Annotated in this window: 15 protein-coding genes and 1 tRNA gene; 8 read left to right on the top strand and 8 right to left on the bottom strand. The window is 41.6% G+C overall.

Annotation, left to right across the window (positions count from 1 at the left end; all coding sequences use genetic code 11):
• Positions 1 to 50 precede the first annotated feature (50 nt).
• The 4 genes from recD to CTN01_RS19005 all read right to left on the bottom strand — a co-directional run bounded on the left by recD (position 51) and on the right by CTN01_RS19005 (position 10,646).
• On the bottom strand, positions 51 to 2,120 hold the full coding sequence (recD, locus tag CTN01_RS19020; RefSeq protein WP_107342203.1) for an exodeoxyribonuclease V subunit alpha: 2,070 nt from the start codon (positions 2,118 to 2,120) through the stop codon (positions 51 to 53).
• Entirely contained in the window at positions 2,113 to 5,715 is a 3,603-nt protein-coding gene (recB, locus tag CTN01_RS19015; protein ID WP_045150326.1) for an exodeoxyribonuclease V subunit beta, read from the bottom strand. The genes recD and recB overlap by 8 nt, the downstream gene beginning before the upstream one ends.
• Positions 5,716 to 5,990: 275 nt before the next feature.
• Positions 5,991 to 9,452 (bottom strand): exodeoxyribonuclease V subunit gamma, encoded by a 3,462-nt coding sequence (gene recC / locus CTN01_RS19010; protein WP_045150325.1) that lies wholly within the window; start codon positions 9,450 to 9,452, stop codon positions 5,991 to 5,993.
• A 201-nt stretch (positions 9,453 to 9,653) separates the two neighbouring features.
• Positions 9,654 to 10,646: a TDT family transporter gene (locus CTN01_RS19005; protein ID WP_045150324.1), complete on the bottom strand. Its 993-nt coding sequence runs from the start codon at positions 10,644 to 10,646 to the stop codon at positions 9,654 to 9,656.
• A 210-nt stretch (positions 10,647 to 10,856) separates the two neighbouring features.
• Between CTN01_RS19005 and CTN01_RS19000 the strand changes: the two genes are divergently transcribed.
• Positions 10,857 to 11,744: a LysR substrate-binding domain-containing protein gene (locus tag CTN01_RS19000; protein WP_005371562.1), complete on the top strand. Its 888-nt coding sequence runs from the start codon at positions 10,857 to 10,859 to the stop codon at positions 11,742 to 11,744.
• Between the two features lie 27 nt (positions 11,745 to 11,771).
• Here the strand turns inward: CTN01_RS19000 and CTN01_RS18995 are convergent, their stop codons facing one another.
• Positions 11,772 to 12,458, bottom strand: coding sequence for a DNA-3-methyladenine glycosylase I (locus CTN01_RS18995; RefSeq protein ID WP_045150323.1), 687 nt, complete (start codon positions 12,456 to 12,458; stop codon positions 11,772 to 11,774).
• Between the two features lie 82 nt (positions 12,459 to 12,540).
• Here CTN01_RS18995 and CTN01_RS18990 point away from each other — a divergent pair, with 82 nt between their 5' ends.
• The gene (locus CTN01_RS18990) at positions 12,541 to 12,846 is read left to right on the top strand and encodes a YebG family protein (RefSeq protein WP_005371560.1); all 306 of its coding nucleotides are present in this window, start codon (positions 12,541 to 12,543) and stop codon (positions 12,844 to 12,846) included.
• Positions 12,847 to 13,185: 339 nt separating this feature from the next.
• Complete coding sequence (gene dapD, locus CTN01_RS18985) at positions 13,186 to 14,217, top strand: 2,3,4,5-tetrahydropyridine-2,6-dicarboxylate N-succinyltransferase (protein WP_005371559.1); 1,032 nt, start codon at positions 13,186 to 13,188, stop codon at positions 14,215 to 14,217.
• 78 nt (positions 14,218 to 14,295) lie between these two features.
• Here the strand turns inward: dapD and CTN01_RS18980 are convergent, their stop codons facing one another.
• The gene (locus CTN01_RS18980; RefSeq protein WP_006647175.1) at positions 14,296 to 14,634 is read right to left on the bottom strand and encodes a hypothetical protein; all 339 of its coding nucleotides are present in this window, start codon (positions 14,632 to 14,634) and stop codon (positions 14,296 to 14,298) included.
• A gap of 320 nt (positions 14,635 to 14,954) precedes the next feature.
• On the opposite strand from CTN01_RS18980, the gene gadC reads away from it, so the two are divergent.
• From gadC to CTN01_RS18960, 4 genes are all read left to right on the top strand, one after another.
• Entirely contained in the window at positions 14,955 to 16,472 is a 1,518-nt protein-coding gene (gadC, locus tag CTN01_RS18975; protein WP_080896600.1) for a glutamine/gamma-aminobutyrate antiporter GadC, read from the top strand.
• A gap of 10 nt (positions 16,473 to 16,482) precedes the next feature.
• Positions 16,483 to 17,427, top strand: a complete 945-nt coding sequence (glsA, locus tag CTN01_RS18970; protein ID WP_045150322.1) for a glutaminase A — start codon at positions 16,483 to 16,485, stop codon at positions 17,425 to 17,427.
• A gap of 15 nt (positions 17,428 to 17,442) precedes the next feature.
• Positions 17,443 to 18,843: a glutamate decarboxylase gene (gene gad / locus CTN01_RS18965; protein WP_045084825.1), complete on the top strand. Its 1,401-nt coding sequence runs from the start codon at positions 17,443 to 17,445 to the stop codon at positions 18,841 to 18,843.
• Positions 18,844 to 18,989: 146 nt separating this feature from the next.
• Entirely contained in the window at positions 18,990 to 19,604 is a 615-nt protein-coding gene (locus CTN01_RS18960; RefSeq protein ID WP_045150321.1) for a trimeric intracellular cation channel family protein, read from the top strand.
• Here the strand turns inward: CTN01_RS18960 and CTN01_RS18955 are convergent.
• The gene (locus CTN01_RS18955; protein ID WP_045150320.1) at positions 19,593 to 20,837 is read right to left on the bottom strand and encodes an MFS transporter; all 1,245 of its coding nucleotides are present in this window, start codon (positions 20,835 to 20,837) and stop codon (positions 19,593 to 19,595) included. The genes CTN01_RS18960 and CTN01_RS18955 overlap by 12 nt on opposite strands.
• 278 nt (positions 20,838 to 21,115) lie before the next feature.
• Between CTN01_RS18955 and CTN01_RS18950 the strand changes: the two genes are divergently transcribed.
• Positions 21,116 to 21,646, top strand: coding sequence for a glycine zipper 2TM domain-containing protein (locus tag CTN01_RS18950; RefSeq protein ID WP_236688067.1), 531 nt, complete (start codon positions 21,116 to 21,118; stop codon positions 21,644 to 21,646).
• A gap of 384 nt (positions 21,647 to 22,030) precedes the next feature.
• Here CTN01_RS18950 and CTN01_RS18945 read toward each other — a convergent pair.
• Positions 22,031 to 22,107 (bottom strand) — tRNA-Asp (locus CTN01_RS18945).
• Positions 22,108 to 22,155: the final 48 nt, after the last annotated feature.

Here is a 22,155-nt window from a genome sequence, read left to right as displayed (position 1 = left end):
AATAAAAAACGCCAGCACAAATACTGGCGTTTTTATTAATAGGTAAAGGTTTACACTAACAATTCAGATAAACCACTTGCTCGCTCAGTTCTTACTTGCACACTACGACGAATAACGTCTGGTTGAGCGTAAAGATACAATCTCGCTTTTGCACGAGTGATACCAGTATAAATCAACTCTCGAGTTAAGATCGGTGTAAAGTCATTCGGCAACACCATTACGGTATCAGCAAATTCAGATCCTTGTGATTTATGGATCGTCATCGCATACACCACTTCATGCTCTGGAATACGACTAGGCAAGAATCCACGGATCGTACCATCAGGCATCTCAAAATAGACCTTCAAACGACGCACACCATCGACGGCTTCCGTTTCTGGCTCTAACATAGTGATACCAATATCACCGTTATATAAACCTACTGCGTGATCATTTCGGGTGATCATAATTGGGCGACCTTGATACCACGTATCGTCCCCTGGGTTAATTTTACCACGGTGAGTTAACTCTTTTTCTATCCGGTAGTTTAACCCTACAACACCAAAATCACCTTCACGCAATGCACATAACAAACGCACATTCGCAAACGCATCTAGCACCAAGTTAGGATCGCGTTGTTCGGCAATCGCATCTAAATAATCGTAATAGAAAGTCGTCACCTGATTAATCATCGACTGATAACTGTCAGAAGATAAGGAGTAATGATGAATATCTTTAAAGCCTTGCTGCCAAACTTTTTCCACCAACGCAGGACGACCGCTGTTAATTGCTTTCGCTAACTGACCAATACCAGATTGAGCGTGGAAACGGTAACTCTTTTGTAGCATGCATAAACAATCGGCCACCAAACTTAAATCTAATGAGGTGCTATGAAGATCATAGCCCGTCAATTGGCTAAGCACTTGCCCTTGCGATCCACTATAACCTTGATTAGCAAATGAGCAGATATCACCGAGCACTGCACCCGCTTCAACCGATGCCAACTGATCTCTATCCCCTAATAAAATCAGTTTCGCGCCAACAGGCATCGCATCGAGCAATCGTGCCATCATAGGTAAATCAACCATTGAGGCTTCATCAACCACTAACACATCAAGGTGTAAGGGATTATCTTTATGGTAGCGAAATTCAACGCGTCCCGGAATTGCCCCTAATAAACGATGGAGCGTACTTGACTGAGTCGGAATACGCTCTTTTACTGATGCCTCAACGGGCAATGATTTCACCGCAGAACTAATTGATTCTGTTAAACGTGCCGCCGCCTTACCTGTCGGTGCCACCAGCATAATATTAGGTATATGCTCATCACCCGCTTGCATCACTAATGCCGCAAGTAATTTAGCGACGGTGGTTGTTTTACCCGTACCTGGGCCGCCAGAAATCACTGCAAACTGACGTGTCAATGCCACTGCTGCTGCTACTTTCTGCCAATTTAAGCAGGCATCAAGTGGGATCACCCGATCTAATTGAGACAGATCTTTTTGCGATGTCGCATTCACTAAAATATGCTCGACTTTCGTCCAGTCAACTTGCTCCGGTTTCACTACATCAAGCATGTCACACACTAAGCTCTGGTGTGCATCAGCTGTTGTCGCTGTTGATAAGGCTTCATACAAGTAACCGTAAGTAACAGGAAATAAATCATCTAATGCTTGATGCATAACGTTGAGATCAGTCGTGCTAAATCTCACATCCTCAGATCCTGCATTGTTTGCCATCATGAGAATTTTATTGGCAACAGTTTGTTCAAATTGCCAATAACGACTGAGGTACAAACGCCCATGTTCAATAACTAAAGGGGTCGCTTGCACCTTACCTGTTTGCACGGTCGATACCACCGCAAAATGGCTTAATAGCTCTCCCCATTGTGAAGGCTCAGGCACGCCTTCTAACAACTCAATCGCAACACGTGATGGCAAACTAAATAAACGCTGAGGCGAAAGTGCATCTAACACGACGCAAACATGTCCTTTACCTAATTCATTACTGGCAAGGGCTGCCACAAGTGCGGCTAAATCAGCTTGATCTGCAGGACTATGATGCGCGACAAATTTTGCGAACTGATAATCAAGCTGACGCAACACACCTTGTTTGGTTAACGCTTGAAGTCGTTTAAGCATGAGGTAATGCTCCATCAATTAATAAATCCAGTTCTTCTAACAATGCTTGCGATGGTTTCGCATGGAAAATCCCACTGTCACTACCCGCTTGAATGCCACGTAGGAACAAGTAATACACACCACCGAAATGAGTCTCATAGTCGTAGTTTGGAATACGGCTACGCAAGAAACGTTGCAGTGCCAAGGCATAGATTTGATACTGCAAGTCATAGCGGTGATCGCGCATCGCTTCAACCAACTGCTCACCACGGTACACCTGTGGATCATCACCGAGATAATTCGATTTCCAGTCTAATACGTAATATTTACCCTGATGTTCAAACACCAAGTCAATAAAACCTTTAAGCATACCGCTGACCGTACTAAAGCCGAGCTCTCCAGCTTTAGCGGAAATAGAATCATGCTTAGCAATGACTTTATTAAGTAGCGGTGATTGCAACATTTCAATCGGGAGTAAAAACTCCATTTCCGTTAAACGTTGTTGTGGTGTTTTTTCTGCCAATCGCAATTGTTCGCCATCTAATGGGCAGTGCAAAACATCGTTAATTAATTGCTGTAATACAGGTAGCCACGCTAACTCGTAATGTTCAAGTTGCAATAACTCCGTCAGTTTAGCAACAGTTTCTGGGCTATCGACAGGACGAGTAAACTCGATTTCTTCAAACACCGTATGTAAAAATGTTCCCGGACGCGCACCGCGAGGGAAAGTGTAAATAGAGTATTCAGGCTCTAATTCCACCTCCGTTTCATTGTTTTCTGGCGTTTCTTTCTGCACAGAATCGATATCAAATCCAGGAAGATCTAAACTGCTATCATGATGTGCTTGATGACCTTGTTTCACCAAGTTTGAATAACTAGTCATCCACCAATTACGTTCAATTTGACGCTCAAATTCACGACGATTCAACGCATCAGTTTGCTCACTTTGTCCTGCCCACTTATCGACAGGTAATACTGGTGGTTCAGCAATAGTGATCGTTGGTTGTGCTTCAGATAACTTAGCCAGTGCTAATTCTAATGCAGCCACCCCACACTCTTCACCATTTTGAATTAAATACCCCATTGCTGATTTATGTAATCCTGTCGGCTCTTTGCTACTGCGACCATTACGTACTGGTGCCATACCCACAAAACAGCCATAAACAGCACGAGTTAACGCTACATAAATTAAACGTAGATCTTCTGCGAGGCGTTCTTTATCAGCTTTAGAAATAGAATCAGCGTGCTTGGTAATATCTAAAATCGTCACGTTGTCGTCTTCATCGTGATATTTCACTTCGCCTTTACTATCGACTTCGCGATAGCTACAAACAAACGGCATAAAGACTAAATCGTATTCCAACCCTTTAGATTTGTGAATGGTAACAATTTGCACCAAATTACGTTCGGATTCTAAACGCAGAATTTGCTCATCAGAATTACCGTTTGGCTCAGCTACATTTTCAGCCAGCCAACGTAATAGCGCATAATCACTGTCTAAGGTTTGACTCGCTTCTTGCAGTAATTCACCAATGTGAAGTAAATCAGTTAAACGACGCTCACCGCCTTCTTCCACCAATAAACGCTCAGCAATATTGTTTTTCGCCATCACGCTTCGTAGCATTGGCATCACACCACGCTTGAGCCATTGTTGACGGTATTGCTTAAAGCTATTTACTGCAATTTCCCACTCATTCTCATCATTATTAAGCGTATCGAGCTCTATTGCGGTTAAAGAAAACAACCCTGACGCCAACGCAGCACGCAATGCGCGATCGTCATCAGGAGTTAGCACCGCTTGTAATAATCGCTGTACATCAGCCGCTTCTGCAGTGGAAAAAACGCTATCACGATTAGATAAATACACACTGGCAATACCTTGTTTTGCCAGTGCTTCACGCACCAACTTACCTTCTCGCCCTGTACGTACTAACACCGCAATATCACCCGCTTGCACTGGGTGTTGAGTTTCTTTATCTAAAAAGTAGCCTTGTCCTTGTTGTGACTGCTCTAAAATATGCTGAATTTGTGCCGCTGTCGCCGTTGCCATCTTCGATTCATAATCGCCTTTGGTAATAGGCTTGCCATCGAGGCTATCTTGCAACCAGAACGTGAGCGCATGTTGTTGTTCACCGTTTAGCCACCAGCTACGATCTGGTGCTTTCGGACTATGACCAACAGGATCAAACGTAATATCTTGATCATAAATAAACGGGCTATTAGGGGTATCAAATACGCTATTTACCGACGCAATCATATCTGCCGTTGAACGCCAGTTGGTACCTAATGTGTAATGATCTTGAACCTGACGACGGGCTTGAATATAAGTAAAAATATCTGCCCCACGAAACGCATAAATCGCCTGCTTAGGGTCACCGATCATAAACAATCCGCACTCAGGGTGATCGTTATACACAGAACTGAAAATACCGTATTGCAAGGGATCGGTATCTTGGAATTCATCGATCATAGCAACTGGATATTGGCTGCGGATCTTACTTGCCAGTAGATCATCTTGATCGTTATCGATCGCAGCACCTAACTGCGTTAAGAGATCATCAAACGATAACCACCCTTTATGGGCTTTTGCCTGCGCCAGTAAAATACGACAATGTTCAATCGCGTGCGCTAACAAGGGATCACGTAATGTCGCTGGGTTATCAAGTAAATCAGCAACCGCGACAAATACCGCATGCTGTGGTGCTTCACCTTTCGGGGTTTTAGTGATCAATTCCTGTTGGTGAAACTTCTCTAATTTATCCGGTAAATCATAATTTTCAGTCGGTTGATTAGCCCATTCATTCACTTGAGCGAGCCATGTTGGTAAGCTCTTTTTGGTATAGCTACGCTTATTCACATCAGAATTTGCAATTAACGCTTCTAAATCAGCGAAGTGCTGTTTCCATAATGCTTTAAATTCATTAATGCGTTCGATATTTTGCTGATGTAACTGCTCTAGACTTGCCGTCATAGCCGCTACAGACAATTTAACGGGAGCGCCTGTTAAGCTATTGCCAATATCTTTTAATAACGCATGCGGCGATGACCATAAATCACGGATCTGACAAGCAAGCGCTCGTGGTAACTGATAGAAATGACTACGCCAGTAATCCGCTACCACCAGGTTCTTCAATTGGCTTTCATCTGTGACAAATTCATTGTTGAAACGACAGCCTGATTCAAATGCGTTTTGAGTCAACATTCGCTGGCAAAAACCATGGATGGTATAAATAGCCGCTTCATCCATCTGACGTTCAGCTTGCAGTAAAATATTGGCTGCCGCTTTATGATCGGGATACTCTTGTAGTAACGGGGCTATAACGGGATCGCCACTCACACCACGACTAAACGCTAAACGCGCATCATGAATACGCCCACGAATACGATCGCGAAGCTCTGCCGTTGCCGCTTCGGTAAAAGTCACCACCAGAATTTGATCAACGGTTAATTCAACGGTATGACGCGTTTCTGCATTACCGTGACCAAGTAATAGACGCAGGTATAAACTGGCAATAGTAAATGTTTTGCCCGTACCGGCAGAGGCTTCGATTAAACGTGTACCATGCAATGGAAAGGCCATTGGCTGCAAAATATTGGTTTGCGTTTGTACCGTCATGATTTTACTTGTCCCATATCGTAAAACTCGATCACTCCAATGATCCCTTGAGGCTCAAGGTGATCTTGCTCACATCACTACTGTGATCAAACACTTATAAGCGAATATTGAGCGATCAAATCTTGTTATATTCTAATATTGTGAGAACTTACTCACGGTTTGTATTACAGCGGTTGGTTAGTATCAGCGCCAGAAACTTGGTCACCTCTGGACCGGTGGCCGTACAGCAAGCACCCTACAACTAATAATGATTTGCTGGCGGCCACACTACTCCCTTATTCCGGCTTTACTTCTTCACTATTTAATACCGCAGCCTGTAGTACTTTCAGTGCCAACACATAGCTATTCTGTGCAAGTTCATCATTCCAATGTGTCCATACCCGATTGATGTATTCATCCGCACCTTCACCTGCAAAGAAGTAGCCATCGTTAAAACAATCTGCCATTTTGCTGTAGGCTTTCTCGATGGTTTGCTCATCGTCTTTCCAGTTACCTTGCTTATCAACACACGCTTGAATACCTGCGTGTGCTGTTTTCGGAAAATACGCTAAAGGTTGATTCAAACCTTGGTAATACAACTCGATAAGCTCTTGTAAATAACCTTGTGCTTTACTCGCTTCGATCGCATCAATGACAAGGTGCTTATCGGTACCAATAATATGTGTTTTCTGGTTCAATTCTGGCTGGCTAATCGCTAAACATAAGTGATCGCACCATGCCGCGAGTAAATCAACGGCGCGCACTTTACCACTACGAAAACGCATTAAGCCGGATTGATAGCGCTGCTTCAGCCAACCTTGAAGTAATACGGCATGGCCATTAATCGTTAGTGTTATTGTCACTTCTTGATCATCTAATGGCGCATGAATTAATGGCTCAATCTGGTTCACTAACTCACGTACTGCTAGACGACTAGCATCTAAATCAATATCGCCAAATGCAGCAACAGGTAACTTGCCCGCTGCTTTTTGCTCTTGGGCGAAATGACTGAAGATCTGATCCGGATCTTTATTGGTCATTTGAGCATCAAGCAATAATGCTAATAGCTCATCTTTAACGTGATAGCTTTCAAGATGATTCAGCACAAACGGTTCATCATCTTCCAATAATCCCATTGGCGGCTCAAAGTAGACTTTCAAACGACGGTTAAAGAAATAGCGTACCGGTAAACGCCAGAAACGCTGCAACTCAGCAAGCTCTAATACTTGTTGTTGATCATCGGCAATCGGCTCTGGAGGGAGTTCACCTAATTGGAAAGGTTGGCTCGCTTGCCCTTCACGAGCAGCAGCAGGTAGCCACTCAATGGCATAACTGCCTTTCTCGCCAGTAAATGCACTCGGACTAAATGGCACTAAGGGATGATGCTCAATCAGTTTTTGTTTAATGTTTTCTGCTGATTGATCGACAGGAAGAGATTCATCTCCCTCTAAGCAATAACCTTGCTGACAATATTCCACCAGCTCACTGACTAGAACAGAAGCAATTTTTTCTGCGTTGTCTTGAATTGAGCGACCCACGTAGCTGATATATAAGGTTTCTTGCGCTGATAATAATGCTTCAAGGAAAAGATAACGGTCATCATCACGACGAGAACGATCGCCCGCTTTAGTGCGACCATTCATTAAATCAAACCCTTCAGGAGCAATATTTCGAGGGTAAGCACCATCATTCATGCCAAGCAAGCACACCACATCAAAGGGGATCGAGCGCATTGGCATTAAGGTACAAAAATTCACTTGTCCAGCAAGGAAGCGTTGGCTTACTCGCTCACCCGATAACTTATCGCGCAAGTATTGAGTTAGCACTGCTGGTGTGATCTCACCTTGATAACCTGCATCATCGAGTTGTTCGTGCAAGCGGTGTAGGTTATCGCGAATAGATTTAAGAACCAGTTCGCCTTCCAATTCCACGGCGAAAAAATCATCCAGCATTTGGCTAAGTGTATCCGCCCACTCTGTCACCAAATGTGGCTGTGCTAACACTTCACGATAACTAATTAAGCAATCAATAAAGCCAGCTAACTGCCCAGCTAACTCCGCATCAATACCCTGTACTTGATCGTAAGCAGAAATACCTTCAAACAAACCAGTATTATGGGGCATAGCATAACCTAACAGCATGCGCTGAATACCAAATAGCCAAGTATTTTGCATCTGCTGAGGAAGATTAAATTGGCTAGATGTATGCTGATCTAAACCCCAGCGAACTCCCGCTTCTTCGATCCACTGCTTTACTTTCTCAAAGCTTTGGCTATCAAAACCAAACTTATTCATCACCGCTGGCACTTCTAATAGTTCTAACAGTTCTGAAGCATGACAGCGGCTATCAGGCAAAGTTAACAGGCGTAAAAACGCCAACAAAATCGGGTTTTCTTGCTCTGCGGTTCGGTCAGAAATCGAAAATGGGATATAGCGGTTACCCGGTGCATTACCAAATACCGCTTGGATAGCGGGACTGTAGGCATTGATGTCTGCCACCATCACGATCACATCGCGTGGTTTCAGATTAGGGTTTGCCTCAAACATCGCTAACAGCTTGTCGTGAAGCACTTCAACCTCACGCATTGGGCTATGACAAGCATGAATAGAGAGCGATTGATCATCAGAGACAATCGGAAATTTATGCTCACTGGAATCTAATTGGGTATCATCTTGGCGATCAACCAAGTTTAAGATGTCAGCTTGAATGGCATGTAATAAGGTATCTGATTCAATATCAACGAAACCGGCATCCACTTCGTTAACTTGCATCTCTGATAACAAATACATGTTATCGCGACCAAGCTTCCCCATAGAGGCTAATAAGTTATTGCCCACCATGCCGTTTTGCATTTCATCATCATAGTGACTTTCATCGTTGTCTTTTAGTACTTCAATCGTGGCATCAATATCTTGTTGCGCTTCAATATTATGAAGTTTGACCCGCTTACTAGCAGCTAGTCGCGCAAGGTGTTTACGATCGCGAATATCTCCCCAGTAATAACGACAAGGGTTAGTAAACATTAAATGCACATCAATATGCTCACCAATAGCAGCAAGTGCATCTAGATAACGAGGAGGTAATGATGAGATACCAAACACAAACAAACGCTGCGGTAAACCTGCTGCAATTAATGCTTCTTTACCTTGTGATGCGTTGTAGTTTTGTAGCGTTTCAATAAAGTGTTCATACAAGTTGGCACGATGATAAGGCGATTGTCCAAGTGCCAAGGTTTGATCGTACAGTGCTTGCCATAAAATAGGCTGCCAAGGATGTTCATCTTCCAATTCAGCGACCGTTTCCCCCGCTTCCCATTGTTGGATCCACTCAGGGCGATACACTAAATATTGGTCAAAAATATCGGCAATTTTTTCAGCTAACTGATAGCACTTTAAATTGTCGTCATCACCGTCTAAATAACGCTGTAGTGCTTCAAACTCCGGTTGCTCAAACTGTGCAGGTAGCACTTGCATTAACTTCCACGTCATCGCTTCTTTGTTAAATGCACTGCGCTCTGGTACATCAGCGAGGACCTGCGTAAACATCTTCCAAATAAAGGTCGCAGGCAGTGGAAAATCTATATTAGCAGCCACACCCAATGACTTTGCTAGTTCCATTTTTAACCATTGCGACATCCCTGGGCTTTGTACCAGAATCTGTTCTTTTTCAAATGGATTGGCTAATGGCTGTAGCTTAATAAGCTCCACCAGCAAAGATTTAAGCAAGTCGAGTTGATTTGAATGGTAGACGGTAAACACTAAGGTATCTCACAGCAGGTGATGAATAACTAAATTGTCTATCATGAATTGAACACTGTAAATACATACAGGCAGAAATATTAACAATATCGTCTTAGGCCTAAAACAAAAAAGCCCGATCTTTAGATCGGGCAACACACAAAACATCAGTGATCGTACAGGCAAATAACCTTAACTCATCTGCCTGTATTACCATCGCTATCAAACATTTTGTGGACAGTGTTCACTGTTATTCTTAAAAAGTCCGAATGGACGATAAAATGCTAAATAACGAATTGCTACATAGCCAATAATAATACTTCCGACATAAAGCTCAAGAGTTGCTAAACCGTGTACTTGCGCCACATATTGAGCATCAAAGCCGTAGTTTTTCATCCATGCCGCTGTTTTAAATAGTGCTGTTGCACCAATAGCCATTGGGAACGTAAAGGCTGCGTAACCTGGGCTGAACTCTAAGCGTAATAAGCGGAAGAAAGCGAGGTAAATTACCGCTGTCATCAACACTGCAATACCTGCTAGTAATGCAACCACTACTGGTGATGGGGTCGCAGTCACTGTTAAGTAACCCGCTAATGATAGACTTGCTGGTGCTGCCATAATCGCAATAGTTGGTTTTGCAGCATCTGGCACTTCATCACGGAACATAAAGCGGTAAATCATCATTGGAAGCATGACTGCGTATGACAACATACCAAAGATTAACAATACGTTTGCTAATGGGTGTAACTCTGCAATACCAGGGAACGACACATCAGCAACAATAATACCGATTGGCGGTACGAACCAACTAGGTACCATGTGGTGAAGATGGAAATCACATGCACGATGGTATAAGAATAATGCTAAGAAAATAACGTGTAACGCAACGGCAAATAACCAAAGATAAGCACCTGCTTGCGCTGATAGGTATAATCCAATCGCTTTTGATACCACCATTAATGCCATCGCAAAGGTAGGAACAACACTACCCACTACATGGTGAGATAAATCATTCCACAATAGTTTTGGATGCCATAAAAATTTTGCAATTAGAATGAGTAGCATCAGTGCCGCAATAACTGCACCTGTGATTTGTGCATAACCATGAAGTGTCGCACCATTTTCCCAGCTCCATAAAATACTACCAATACCCAGTGCTAAACCTGCCATTGGTGTTGGTGCACCAGCTACTTTTCTTTTCGTCGTCTTAATCATGTTCTCTCTCCGCCTTTACCTGATAGCTCTTAGCGAATTGTCTGTGTCTTTTTGATGTAATTAAGTATATCCAGCTTGATTGTTTTATAATATCTGAATATATTTAAACATACGTTAAGTTAAACTTAACAAAAATTTTAGAGGCGAGATTTTACCGTCGTTGATGATAAATAACGACCTTGCACAATGAGTTTTCAACAAAGGATAGTTATGAATATAGCGCTAAAACAATTGAAAGTTTTCGTAACCGTAGCCCAAGAGCGTACCATTACCGCAGCCGCCGAGAAGTTATTTCTATCCAAGCCAGCAGTGAGCATGGCGTTGTCTGAGCTAGAAAAGCAGCTTGATCATAAACTGTTTGATCGCAACAACAACCGCCTACTGATCAACGAGCAAGGTAAAAAACTACTACCATTAGCTGACGAATTATTAGCGCGTTCTAACACTATCGAAAAACTATTTGATCAAGACGATGTTATTGCTGGCGAGCTGAAAATCGGTTCAAGTGATACTGTCGGCAATCAGCTAACACCTTTTTTAATTCGAGATTTCCGCTCAGCAACCCAACATCGTCACCAAAAACTGTTTATTTCTAACACCGCACAAGTATGTCAAAAACTCAGTGAATTTGAATTAGATGTAGGCTTTGTGGAAGGTAAGGTCCAGCACTCAGATCTTATTGTGCAGCCATGGCTCGAAGATAATATGGTGGTGGCTTGCCATCCTGATCACCCATTGACAAAAATTGAAGAATTACGTTTATCTGATCTAGAAGATTCCGAATGGGTTCTGCGTGAATCAGGCTCAGGAACACGCGAGTTTTTCTTAAATCGTTTAGCGCCACGCTTAGAGCACTGGACGCCAGCTTTTGAACTAAACACCACAGAAGCGATCATCAATAGTGTTGCAGCAGGACTTGGCATTACCTGTATTTCACAACGCGCAGCGTTACATGCAGTAGAAGAAGAGCGGATTGTCTTATTACCCATGCCATTAGATATGCGCCGACAATACTGGCTGATTTTCCATAAAGAAAAGTACCAAAGCCCATTGCTAGAATCCTTTATTCAATTTAGTCAGCAATGGACCTTTGATTAATTGTCATACACGCCTTAAACAAGCTTGCTAAACACGATTATCACCCACACTGTAAGCAATGATTTGGCTGATCTCAGTATGGGATCGGCCTGATTCTTGTTGCCAATCGTTAAACGCATGTTGTGCATTTCGCCATGATTTTAATGTGTCCCGCCCACCATCTACTATCCCCGTATGGCGCAAATAACTTTCCACATCTTTGGTAAACAAGAAACTGTCTTTGCCCATCGCACGTAAACTATAAGCACCTGTTTTGCCTCCTAGACGTTTGCCATGTTTCTTTAAATAAAGCCACAAGCCTACAATATCTTGCTCTGGCCATTCGGCAACCATATTGGCGAATGAACCATGCTCGACTGCTGCACGATGGATCATATTAGCGTTTTCAGGGATCGTCATTACCTTCTTTAAATCACGAATAATTTCGGGGTTTTGCGCTTTACGCTCCCACATTTCCTCAGGCATTAAGCCCATTTTTTCGATATTAAAACCAAAAAACACCTCTTCAAAACCTGCCCATTTATTTCGTACTACCTGCCAGCGAATACCACACTGAAAGATTTTTTGGGTTAAACACGCAAGCCACCGATCATCTGTGATCGCTTTTAATTCATTGCAACTAAGTGGCAGTGATAATCGCTGTTCCAATGCGATATCGCCCCCTTTTCTTTCTGCTGCTCTGATGTAAATTTGGTCAAATTTTTCTCTAGTCATCACATTAACACGCTTAGCACTGGACGAAGCTAGTATGCTACTGTATAAACAGCCAGTAAATCAATTTCGGGAGAGGATGACCATGGCTGTTATCGTCAAATATGTAGTTGAGCGCAACGGAGAAGAAAAGATGACTTTCACCTCTAAATCCGAAGCCGACGCATACGACAAAATGCTAGATATGGCTGACGAGATGTTTACTTTACTTAGCGAAAGTGAGCTTTTCGAAGATGAAGCCAAGCAAGAAGAACTATCTATGTTCTTAGCGCAAAAGCGTGAAGAAGTATTAATTGCGTTAGGCGCGAAAAAAGCAAAACCAGCAGCAAAAAAGAAGGTAGCAAAACCTGAAGTCGTTGCTGATAGCCCAGAGCAAGAAGACGCAGCATAATTTTTAAAATTATCCCGTTCGCTGTTGAAAGCCTCCTTACTGGAGGTTTTTTTATAACTCAGCAATAAAAACTCCATTAAAGAGCAAATATCAGCCAGTAATTTGTCCCATCTTTAAGGGCTATTCCCTCCTTTTAAGCCAACATATTCGTAAAAAAAACATCATTTTGCTCTGATTTTTCTTTCGGCTCTTCTATATCTTACCAAGTGTCTTTATTATGGTTTTATTAATCGGGAGTTATCTGCTCGTTGCAAATGATCTCTCGGGCTTATCTTGATGTTCCACCTCAATGTAAGGTGTCTTTAACATCACATTTTTTGTAATGGAGAACAGGTAACCATGTCTAGCTTTTCACTTGCCCTAGGTACGGCCACTAAAAACCGTGATGGAAAAATTATTGAAGCGTTTTTCCCAACCCCAACGCTTCATCCATCAGAACAATTAGTAAAAGATATTGCGACGATTGTTGGCTACCGTGGCGGCAACCAAGCGATTGAAGTAACACCAGAACAATGTGCAGCTATTGCTTCTGCATTTGAAGATGCTGACGATGAAGTAAGTGCACAGTTTGCAGCAAAAGCAACACTGTCTTCTCAGCCGCTTGTGATGGTAATGCTAAAAACAGATCTCGCTCCATCATCTGTTGCTGAAGGTTTCTTAAAGCTACAACTTATCTCGCACCGCTTAGTTAAACCTCATGGCGTAGTACTTGACGGTATTTTCGGCTTACTGCACAACATCGCTTGGACAAACAAAGGTCCAATTGATCTTCCAGAGCTTGCTGATCGTCAAATGGAAGCCCGTTTAAACGGTGAAACGATCACTGTCGATTGTGTTGATAAGTTCCCTAAAATGGTGGACTACGTGGTACCAACAGGTGTACGTATTGCAGATACTTCTCGCGTTCGTCTTGGCGCACACGTGGGTGAAGGCACAACTGTTATGCACGAAGGTTTCATCAACTTCAACGCGGGTACAACTGGTGTGAGCATGGTTGAAGGCCGTATCTCTGCAGGTGTTGTTGTGGGTGATGGCTCTGATATCGGTGGTGGTGCATCTATCATGGGTACCCTTTCTGGCGGTGGTAAAGTAGTCGTTTCTATCGGTGAAAACAGCCTACTAGGTGCCAACGCGGGTCTTGGTTTCCCAATGGGCGATCGTTGTACTATTGAATCAGGTCTATACGTAACGGCTGGCTCTAAAGTACAAATGCTTGATGCTAACGGTAAACCTGTAGAAGTGGTTAAAGCGCGCGATCTTGCTGGCAAACCTGATCTACTGTTCCGTCGTAACTCTATGACAGGTCAAATCGAATGTTTAACCAACAAAACTGCGATTGAGCTAAACAGCGAATTACACAGTAATAACTAATTATATAGCCGATAAATAATCGATAACAAAAAGCGGCTCACTATTTTAGTGAGCCGCTTTTTTATAAAAGGTTAATACTTATTTTTCTAGTTTAGTGTCATCTACTTTCTTTTTAATAATATAAATAAACGGATTATTAAAAGAAAACTTACTACCTTGAGTCGTTAATCGACGATCTTTCATCGCCGCGAGTACTTCTTTCTGCGCTTTAATTAAGGCAAAAAATCGCAGCATGATAAAACCTATAAGTACTGGTAAAAAGATTGAACCAGCCTCATTAGATTTCAAAATAAAACTAATAGCTAACCAGCCTGCAATCATTGCTAATAGCAAATAAAAAGGAGCTGTCTTCAATTCTATGCGTATTTCCGAGTCCGTTTCACTGCGTTGAAAAAAGAATTTCACTATATTATCCATCCATTAAGTCCTTAAACTTAGAATCTCATAGACCGTTTAATGCTATCAAGTAAATTTATTTACTTCATTTCTAATAACCGCTCATTTAATTCAGATAAGTATAAAAAATCTCCATATCTACTCTTTTTATTCATTAAAACAACATGAATATTTGCAACTTAAAGTATGTTTTTTAGGAATATTAAATGCAAATACTTGATGCTACTTTTCTCACCATTAGGTAACACCTGTCTCCATATAATATTTCTTAGAATGTTATACGCCTACAAGGACACCTAACCCACGTATGTTCAATATATAAATTTTTAAAGTAGGTTGATATGGCTAGTACAGACAAAATAAATAAAGGGAGGATCGGCGTATTCGCCTTGGCAATGTTAAACATTGTTGCCGTGGTGAGTTTGCGTGGTCTTCCTGCCGAAGCAGAATATGGTTTAAGTTCGATCTTTTATTATATTTTTGCTGCTATTGTTTTTCTTATTCCTGTATCACTGGTTGCAGCAGAGCTCGCAACAGGTTGGTCGGAAAAAGGCGGTATCTTCCGCTGGGTAGGTGAAGCATTTGGTCCAAAACTTGCGCTTGTTGCTATTTTTATGTTGTGGATTGAGGTGACCGTTTGGTTCCCAACAGCACTAACATTCGGTTCTGTTTCCCTTGCCTTTATGGGACCTAACCATACTTTTGACCAAGCCCTATCAGAAAACAAATTCTTCGTACTTGCCATTGTGCTAGCTATTTATTGGATAGCCACTTTCATTGCTCTACGTGGTACTGAAGCTTTCTCTAAAGTCGCTAAGTGGGGCGGTTTAATTGGTACTGTTATTCCTGGTATCGTATTAATTGTATTAGGCTTTTCTTATTTCTTCGCCGGTAATACACCACAAATCCAATTAGGCTGGGATAAACTCATTCCTGACTTCTCTAACTTTAATAATGTTGTTCTTGCTGCCAGTATCTTCTTGTTCTATGCCGGTATGGAAATGAACGCTATTCACGTTAAAGAAGTTGATGATGCGCCACGTAACTACCCTATCGCTATCGGTATCGCTGCACTTGGTACGGTATGTGTATTCGTACTCGGTACATTAGCTATTGCGTTTGTTATCCCTCAAAAAGACATTAGCTTAACTCAAAGCTTACTGGTTACTTACGATGACATGTTTGCTTGGGCTGGTATTAGCTGGGCTGCGCCTGTCATGGCTGCATGTTTAGCTCTTGGCGTACTAGCGGGTGTTGTTGGTTGGGTTGCTGGTCCTTCTTCAGCACTACTTGTTGTGGCAAAAGGCGGTTATTTGCCTCGTTTTTGGCAATACACAAACAAACACGGCATGGCATCACATATCATGTTGATGCAAGGTCTACTTGTTACCGCTCTCTCAGTCGTATTTGTGGTACTTCCTTCTGTACAAGCGGCTTATCAGATCTTAAGTCAGCTTACAGTGATCTTATATCTTGTGATGTACCTATTGATGTTTGCTGCTGCCATTCACTTACGTTATAGCCAACCAAACCGCCCACGTGCATTCAAAATCCCTGGTGGTAATGGTGGTATGTGGTTTATTGGTGGCGTAGGTTTTGTTGGCTCTTTAACTGCCTTCATCTTCTCATTCATTCCACCCGGTCAGATCTCTGTCGGTAGCCCTCAAGAATACGTAGGTATCTTAGTTGTGCTAACCATCATCTTTGTATCTGTTCCGCTATTTATCTACAAAGCCCGCAAACCTCACTGGAAAGATCCAGCGGTTACAGACTTTGCGCCATTCACTTGGGAAATTGAAAACGTTCATCCAGGTGTAATTAACCCATCAGACAAAGTTACTCACACATTGAATCAGTAAGGAAATGAATATGTCGTGTTGTAAAAAAGATGTCGCTGCCGTTATGCAACAAGCGTTTAATTTGCATAAAGGCAACAAAGATGGCGCTAATGCTTCTTACATCCCATTCCTAGCATCGGTTCCATCTGATTTATGTGGATTGGCTTTCGTCTCTGTCACAGGCGAAGTCATTAAAATCCAAGATGTTGACTACAAATATGCCATTGAATCTATCTCAAAGATCATGACATTAGGGTTAGCACTAGAACAATCAGGTGCAGATGCCATTCACAGTAAAGTCGGTGCTGAACCAACGGGCTTACCGTTTAATTCAGTGATGGCGCTTGAACTCCATAACGGTAAACCACTAACACCGCTTGTAAATGCAGGTGCAATGGCAACGGTAAGCCTAATTGAAGCTGATGATAAAGAACAACGCTGGCAGAAAATTCTCGCGTTTCAATCAGCGCTAGCTGGAGCGAACATTGAGCTTTCAGAGGATGTGAATCAGTCAGAGCAAACAACCAACGCCCATAACCGTGCAATTGCTTTGTTACTAGAATCATCAAACCGTATCTACTCTGATCCACTTGAAGCGTGTGATGTTTACACTCGTCAGTGTTCGACGCTATTCAATACTGTTGAATTGGCAACGGTAGGTGCCACTTATGCTAATGGCGGTAAAAATCCAATTTCAGGACAACAGCTTCTTAGCCCTGAAAATGCCTCTCATATCTTAGCTGAAATGATGATGGAAGGGCTTTACGACACATCGGGCGACTGGGCTTATGATGTTGGTTTACCAGGAAAAAGTGGTGTTGGTGGTGGTTTAGTTACCATTATTCCAAACGTAGGTGCAATCGCTGCATTCTCACCTCGTATCGACCAATTTGGTAATAGCGTACGCGGACAATTAATGATCAAACATGTCGCTCAAACTATGGGCTGGAACTTGTTTAACAGTAAGCAACACTAAGGTAGGAAGAAAATTATGGCTCTTCATGAAGTAACACGTAAAACTGGTAATGATCCAATTTATGGTTCAGATACTATTCATAACGTTGCGGCAACTACCAAGCTACCACAGCAAGAACAAGCACCTAACGTGATCTATCAAATGATCCGTGACGAACTTTACCTTGATGGTAATGCACGTCAAAACCTTGCCACCTTCTGCCAAACATGGGAAGAAGATGAAGTGCATAAATTAATGGATCTATCCATTGATAAGAACATGATTGATAAAGATGAATACCCTCAGTCTGCTGAAATAGAAGGTCGCTGTGTTCATATTTTAGCGGATTTATGGAATTCACCAGAATCAGTAACTACCGTTGGTACTTCAACTACAGGCTCCAGTGAAGCATGTATGTTAGGTGGTTTAGCTGCCCTATGGCGCTGGCGTGAAAAGCGTCGTGCTCTTGGTCAACCAACCGATAAACCAAACATGGTTTGTGGTCCAGTCCAAGTTTGTTGGGAAAAATTTGCCCGCTACTGGGACATTGAAATGCGTGAAACAAAAATGGCTGATGGTCATTACTGTATGACGCCAGAAGACATGTTAGAGCTTGTCGATGCAAACACTATCATGGTAGTACCGACTTTCGGTCAAACTTTCACTGGTTTATACGAAACAGTAAAACCGTTATCTGATGCACTAGATACTTACGAACATGATACTGGTAACTCTATCGATATCCACGTTGACGGTGCAAGCGGCGCAATGCTAGCACCATTTTGTGCACCAGAAATTGATCCTTGGGACTTCCGTTTAGAGCGTGTTAAATCAATCAGTACTTCAGGCCATAAATTCGGTCTAGCGCCTTTAGGCTGTGGTTGGGTTGTATGGCGTAGTAAAGAAGATTTACCTGAAGGCTTAGTATTCCATGTTAACTACTTAGGTGGTGACATGCCGACTTTCGCCTTGAATTTCTCTCGCCCAGCAGGACAAATCATTGCGCAATACTACAACTTCCTACGTTTAGGTTATGAAGGCTACAAACGTATTCATGATGCAAGTTACGATGTATGCGAATACCTCGTTAAAGAGTTAAACAAATTTAATCTGTTTGAATTCTTATTTGACGGTAACCGTGAAAAAGGTATTCCAGCAATTTCATGGCGCTTAAAAAATGATGCTGATGTGTCATTTAGCTTATATGACTTAGCGGATCGTCTACGCACTCGTGGCTGGTTAGTGCCTGCTTATAGTTTACCTGCAAACGCGCAAGATCTTGTGGTACAACGTATCTTAGTTAAACAAGGTCTAACGATTGATTTAGCTAATCTATTGATTGCTGACTTTAAACGTTCAATTGATTTTCTAAATACACATGCACAAGCTAAATGCACTGCTGAAGATGTAAAAACATTTGATCACAGTGGTCGATAATCGAACACGATAAATACTTCAAGGCCGGTTTATACCGGCCTTTTATTTTTGAAAACACTAAGCTCATTATTACCCCATTTCAATACCTTACCCTCATGCTACGATTCCAACCGACTTTCATTGCTTGGTAATCGTATAGGTCTATCATGTTCATTCATTCCATTGAAATTATTTGTATTATTGCCTTCGCATTAAGTGCCGTGATCAGTGAATCCAATAAAGGTAAAGACATCGTTAGTATCATGGTGATTGGGTGGGTAACAGCGCTCGGAGGCGGAACCGTTAGGGATATTATACTATCCACAAATCAGGTATTTTGGATAAGAGAGCCATCCTATTTTTGGACGGCATTACTTAGCTCTTTCATTGGTTTTTTTCTTGCACCACATTTACGACAAGAAAAAGTCGAACGTCTCATTGTGACTCTGGATGCGATTGGTATTTCAATGTTCTCCGTGCTGGTTACTAAATCCCTTACCGCACAACACTACGCGCCATACGTTGCGATCACCATGGGAATGATAACAGCCGTCTTTGGTGGCGTATTGCGTGATATTCTCACCAACCGCCCTACCATGTTTAACAATACGGAATTTTATGCCAGCCCAGTTATTATTGGCTGTTACTTATATATTCTCCAAACTGAGCACCACATTAACCCAGATATTGCGACCTTAAGCAGTATTATCTTTATTATTGTTTTACGAATGTACATTGTAATAAAGAAAAAAACATTTCCCGATTTTTTATTACTTAAATAATTCGTTTTCTAGTGATGCACTTGCCGTACATCGCTTGCCAAGCAAGGCAAATAGCAGTCCAATGACGGATGTAATAAATATAATAGCTGTCAGTGAGTAAAAATTATCAAGATTAAACTGCCATGCGATAAAAATAAAAATAGCTGAGAATAACATTTGCCCACCGCCAGAAAGCGCACTTACTGTCCCTAATTGATTACTGTAAGGTACCAATAGTAAGGATTGAGAACAGGGGTAAATCAGCGCTTGAGCAATAGCAACACCAATAAAGCCGATTGTTAACGTCAATAGTGACATTGGTTGTGATAAAAAGATCATCACCACACTCAATTGAATAACAGGAGCAATAAATACAATATGGTGCGTACCGTAAGACTTCCTCAATATAAAGCATAATGTACTTGCAAATAAAAACGCTACCGCAGGAATAATTGACCAATAGGCATAGTTTGCTGAAGAGATATGTAATTGTGATTCTAAAATAAATGGAGCTAATGAACCGGAAAATATAACAAGCGCCCAATTAACCCAACCGATCATGGCATAAGAAAGAAAGTATCGATCTTTTAACAAAGTTACATAGTATTGAAATATAGGAATAAATGAGATCGAGACACGAGGCGTAGTTAATGTTTCAGGCAAATAGAAAAATAAAATTAAAAAACCTAAAACGGTATAGATAAACAAGCAAATAAAAACCGCAAACCAACCAAAATGATGATTCACTAATCCTCCCATAATCGGCGAGAATATTGGCGTAAATGCTGAAATAATTGATAGCCCTGTCATCGCTGATAAAAAGAATTTATTTTTATAGCTATCATGTAGCATAGAACGTGCAATAACTGATTCACACCCTCCGCCAACACCTTGAATAAAACGTCCTATGATCAAAATATAAAAGTAATGGTGAAAAGTTAAGATAATTCCTAATCCAAGAATAGAGATCAATAACCCGATTAATAATACATGCCGACGTCCATAAACATAAGATAACGGTCCATAAAATAATTGTGATGGACCATATCCGATCAAATAACTAACAATCAGTCCTTCAGCAAGATTTTGATTAATTTTAAAATCAAGATGGATCCAAGGTAACAAAGGAAAGACTAAGCCTAAACTAAGCTGACCGATGCTAACTATTAATATAGCTAGAAATAGGATGTTCCAATTCTCTTTAATAACACCTTTGACTTGATCGGCTAAAGGGATTTCTGTTGAATTATTCATTCCAACAAGCCCACTCAGTGATGATAATAATTAACCGAGTTATTTTATTCCTCAATTTAAAGTGATTTATATTTAGTTAATCAATTTAAGTTTCTTATTTTCACCCTTTATTAAAAAATAAAACCAGTCTTCCCCCCCACCCACCTTTCATCCATATAGTGAATCAACAACATTAAATACATTCAATATTTTACTATCAGCTTACATTTAAATTACAACGCTCTGTCATTAAACAGGAACTAATCAGGAGAATAGTCTTTAGAAAATTAAGGAGAGATATGATGAAAAAAAATATGATTATGGGTCTAAGTGCACTGGTTGCTATTTCAAGCTTATCGTTAACAGGGTGTAATGAAAAATCTCACGCTAGCGAACCAACAGAAGCAACGATTTTATCAGTAGAAGCCGTCACTAAAACAGTAACCACACCACACCAAGTCTGTGAGCAAGTTGCTGTGACTCATAAAGTCGCTCCTAAAGACGAAAATAAAGTATTAGGTACCATTGCTGGTGCTGTTGCTGGCGGTGTACTTGGACACCAAGTTGGTGGTGGTAATGGTAAGAAAGTCGCAACAGTAGCTGGTGCTGTAGCCGGTGGTGTTGCTGGTAATATGGCTCAAGGTAAATACCAAGAAGGTCATACCACAACAACAATGGAAAAGCGTTGTCACACAGAAAATAGTAAAACTGAGCAAACCATTGGTTATGATGTAACATATAAACTAGGTGATGACAAAGATACTATCCGAATGGAGCATAAACCAACAGGTGATACGCTAGCAGTGAAAGACGGTAAAGTTGTTATCTAATCTAAAGTTACAATTAGAATTTTCTAAGCCCTGCTAGCAATAGCAGGGCTTTTTTATTCAAAAATAGTGGACTTGCCACTCCTAACAGCGCATCTCGACGCAACAGGCTGCTAAGCTTCTCTATTTAAAATCTTAACCAAGCGAACTCCCCCACTATCATATTCATTTCTTACAAACGAAAAAAAACCAGTCTTTCGACTAGGGCTTAATATAAGTGGCGGAGTGGATAGGACTCGAACCCGCGCCCCCCGGCGTGACAGACAGGTCGCTAAGCTTTCCAATAAAGAGGCTAACCAACTGAACTACCAACTCATTCAAATACATTTAACTCATTTATTCCAAATGTAAAAAAGCCCCAGTCTTTCGACTAGGGCTTAATATGAGTGGCGGAGCGGACGGGACTCGAACCCGCGACCCCCGGCGTGACAGGCCGGTATTCTAACCAACTGAACTACCGCTCCACACGGAGATAAAACTTTCGTTTTATCCGATACCTGTCGTTCAGAACA

The sequence above is a fragment of the Photobacterium angustum genome (assembly GCF_003026365.1).
Taxonomy (GTDB): domain Bacteria; phylum Pseudomonadota; class Gammaproteobacteria; order Enterobacterales; family Vibrionaceae; genus Photobacterium; species Photobacterium angustum.
The sequence above is the reverse complement of the archived record's forward strand: the minus strand, read 5'-3'. Positions and strand labels throughout refer to the sequence as shown.

Excerpts from the sequence above, each read along its gene's own strand:
- recD (WP_107342203.1), bottom strand. The coding sequence starts at position 2,120 with ATGCTTAAACGACTTCAAGCGTTAACCAAACAAGGTGTGTTGCGTCAG.
- recB (WP_045150326.1), bottom strand. The coding sequence starts at position 5,715 with ATGACGGTACAAACGCAAACCAATATTTTGCAGCCAATGGCCTTTCCA.
- CTN01_RS19005 (WP_045150324.1), bottom strand. The coding sequence starts at position 10,646 with ATGATTAAGACGACGAAAAGAAAAGTAGCTGGTGCACCAACACCAATG.
- CTN01_RS19000 (WP_005371562.1), top strand. The coding sequence starts at position 10,857 with ATGAATATAGCGCTAAAACAATTGAAAGTTTTCGTAACCGTAGCCCAA.
- CTN01_RS18995 (WP_045150323.1), bottom strand. The coding sequence starts at position 12,458 with ATGACTAGAGAAAAATTTGACCAAATTTACATCAGAGCAGCAGAAAGA.
- CTN01_RS18990 (WP_005371560.1), top strand. The coding sequence starts at position 12,541 with ATGGCTGTTATCGTCAAATATGTAGTTGAGCGCAACGGAGAAGAAAAG.
- dapD (WP_005371559.1), top strand. The coding sequence starts at position 13,186 with ATGTCTAGCTTTTCACTTGCCCTAGGTACGGCCACTAAAAACCGTGAT.
- CTN01_RS18980 (WP_006647175.1), bottom strand. The coding sequence starts at position 14,634 with ATGGATAATATAGTGAAATTCTTTTTTCAACGCAGTGAAACGGACTCG.
- gadC (WP_080896600.1), top strand. The coding sequence starts at position 14,955 with ATGGCTAGTACAGACAAAATAAATAAAGGGAGGATCGGCGTATTCGCC.
- glsA (WP_045150322.1), top strand. The coding sequence starts at position 16,483 with ATGTCGTGTTGTAAAAAAGATGTCGCTGCCGTTATGCAACAAGCGTTT.
- gad (WP_045084825.1), top strand. The coding sequence starts at position 17,443 with ATGGCTCTTCATGAAGTAACACGTAAAACTGGTAATGATCCAATTTAT.
- CTN01_RS18960 (WP_045150321.1), top strand. The coding sequence starts at position 18,990 with ATGTTCATTCATTCCATTGAAATTATTTGTATTATTGCCTTCGCATTA.
- CTN01_RS18955 (WP_045150320.1), bottom strand. The coding sequence starts at position 20,837 with ATGAATAATTCAACAGAAATCCCTTTAGCCGATCAAGTCAAAGGTGTT.
- CTN01_RS18950 (WP_236688067.1), top strand. The coding sequence starts at position 21,116 with ATGATGAAAAAAAATATGATTATGGGTCTAAGTGCACTGGTTGCTATT.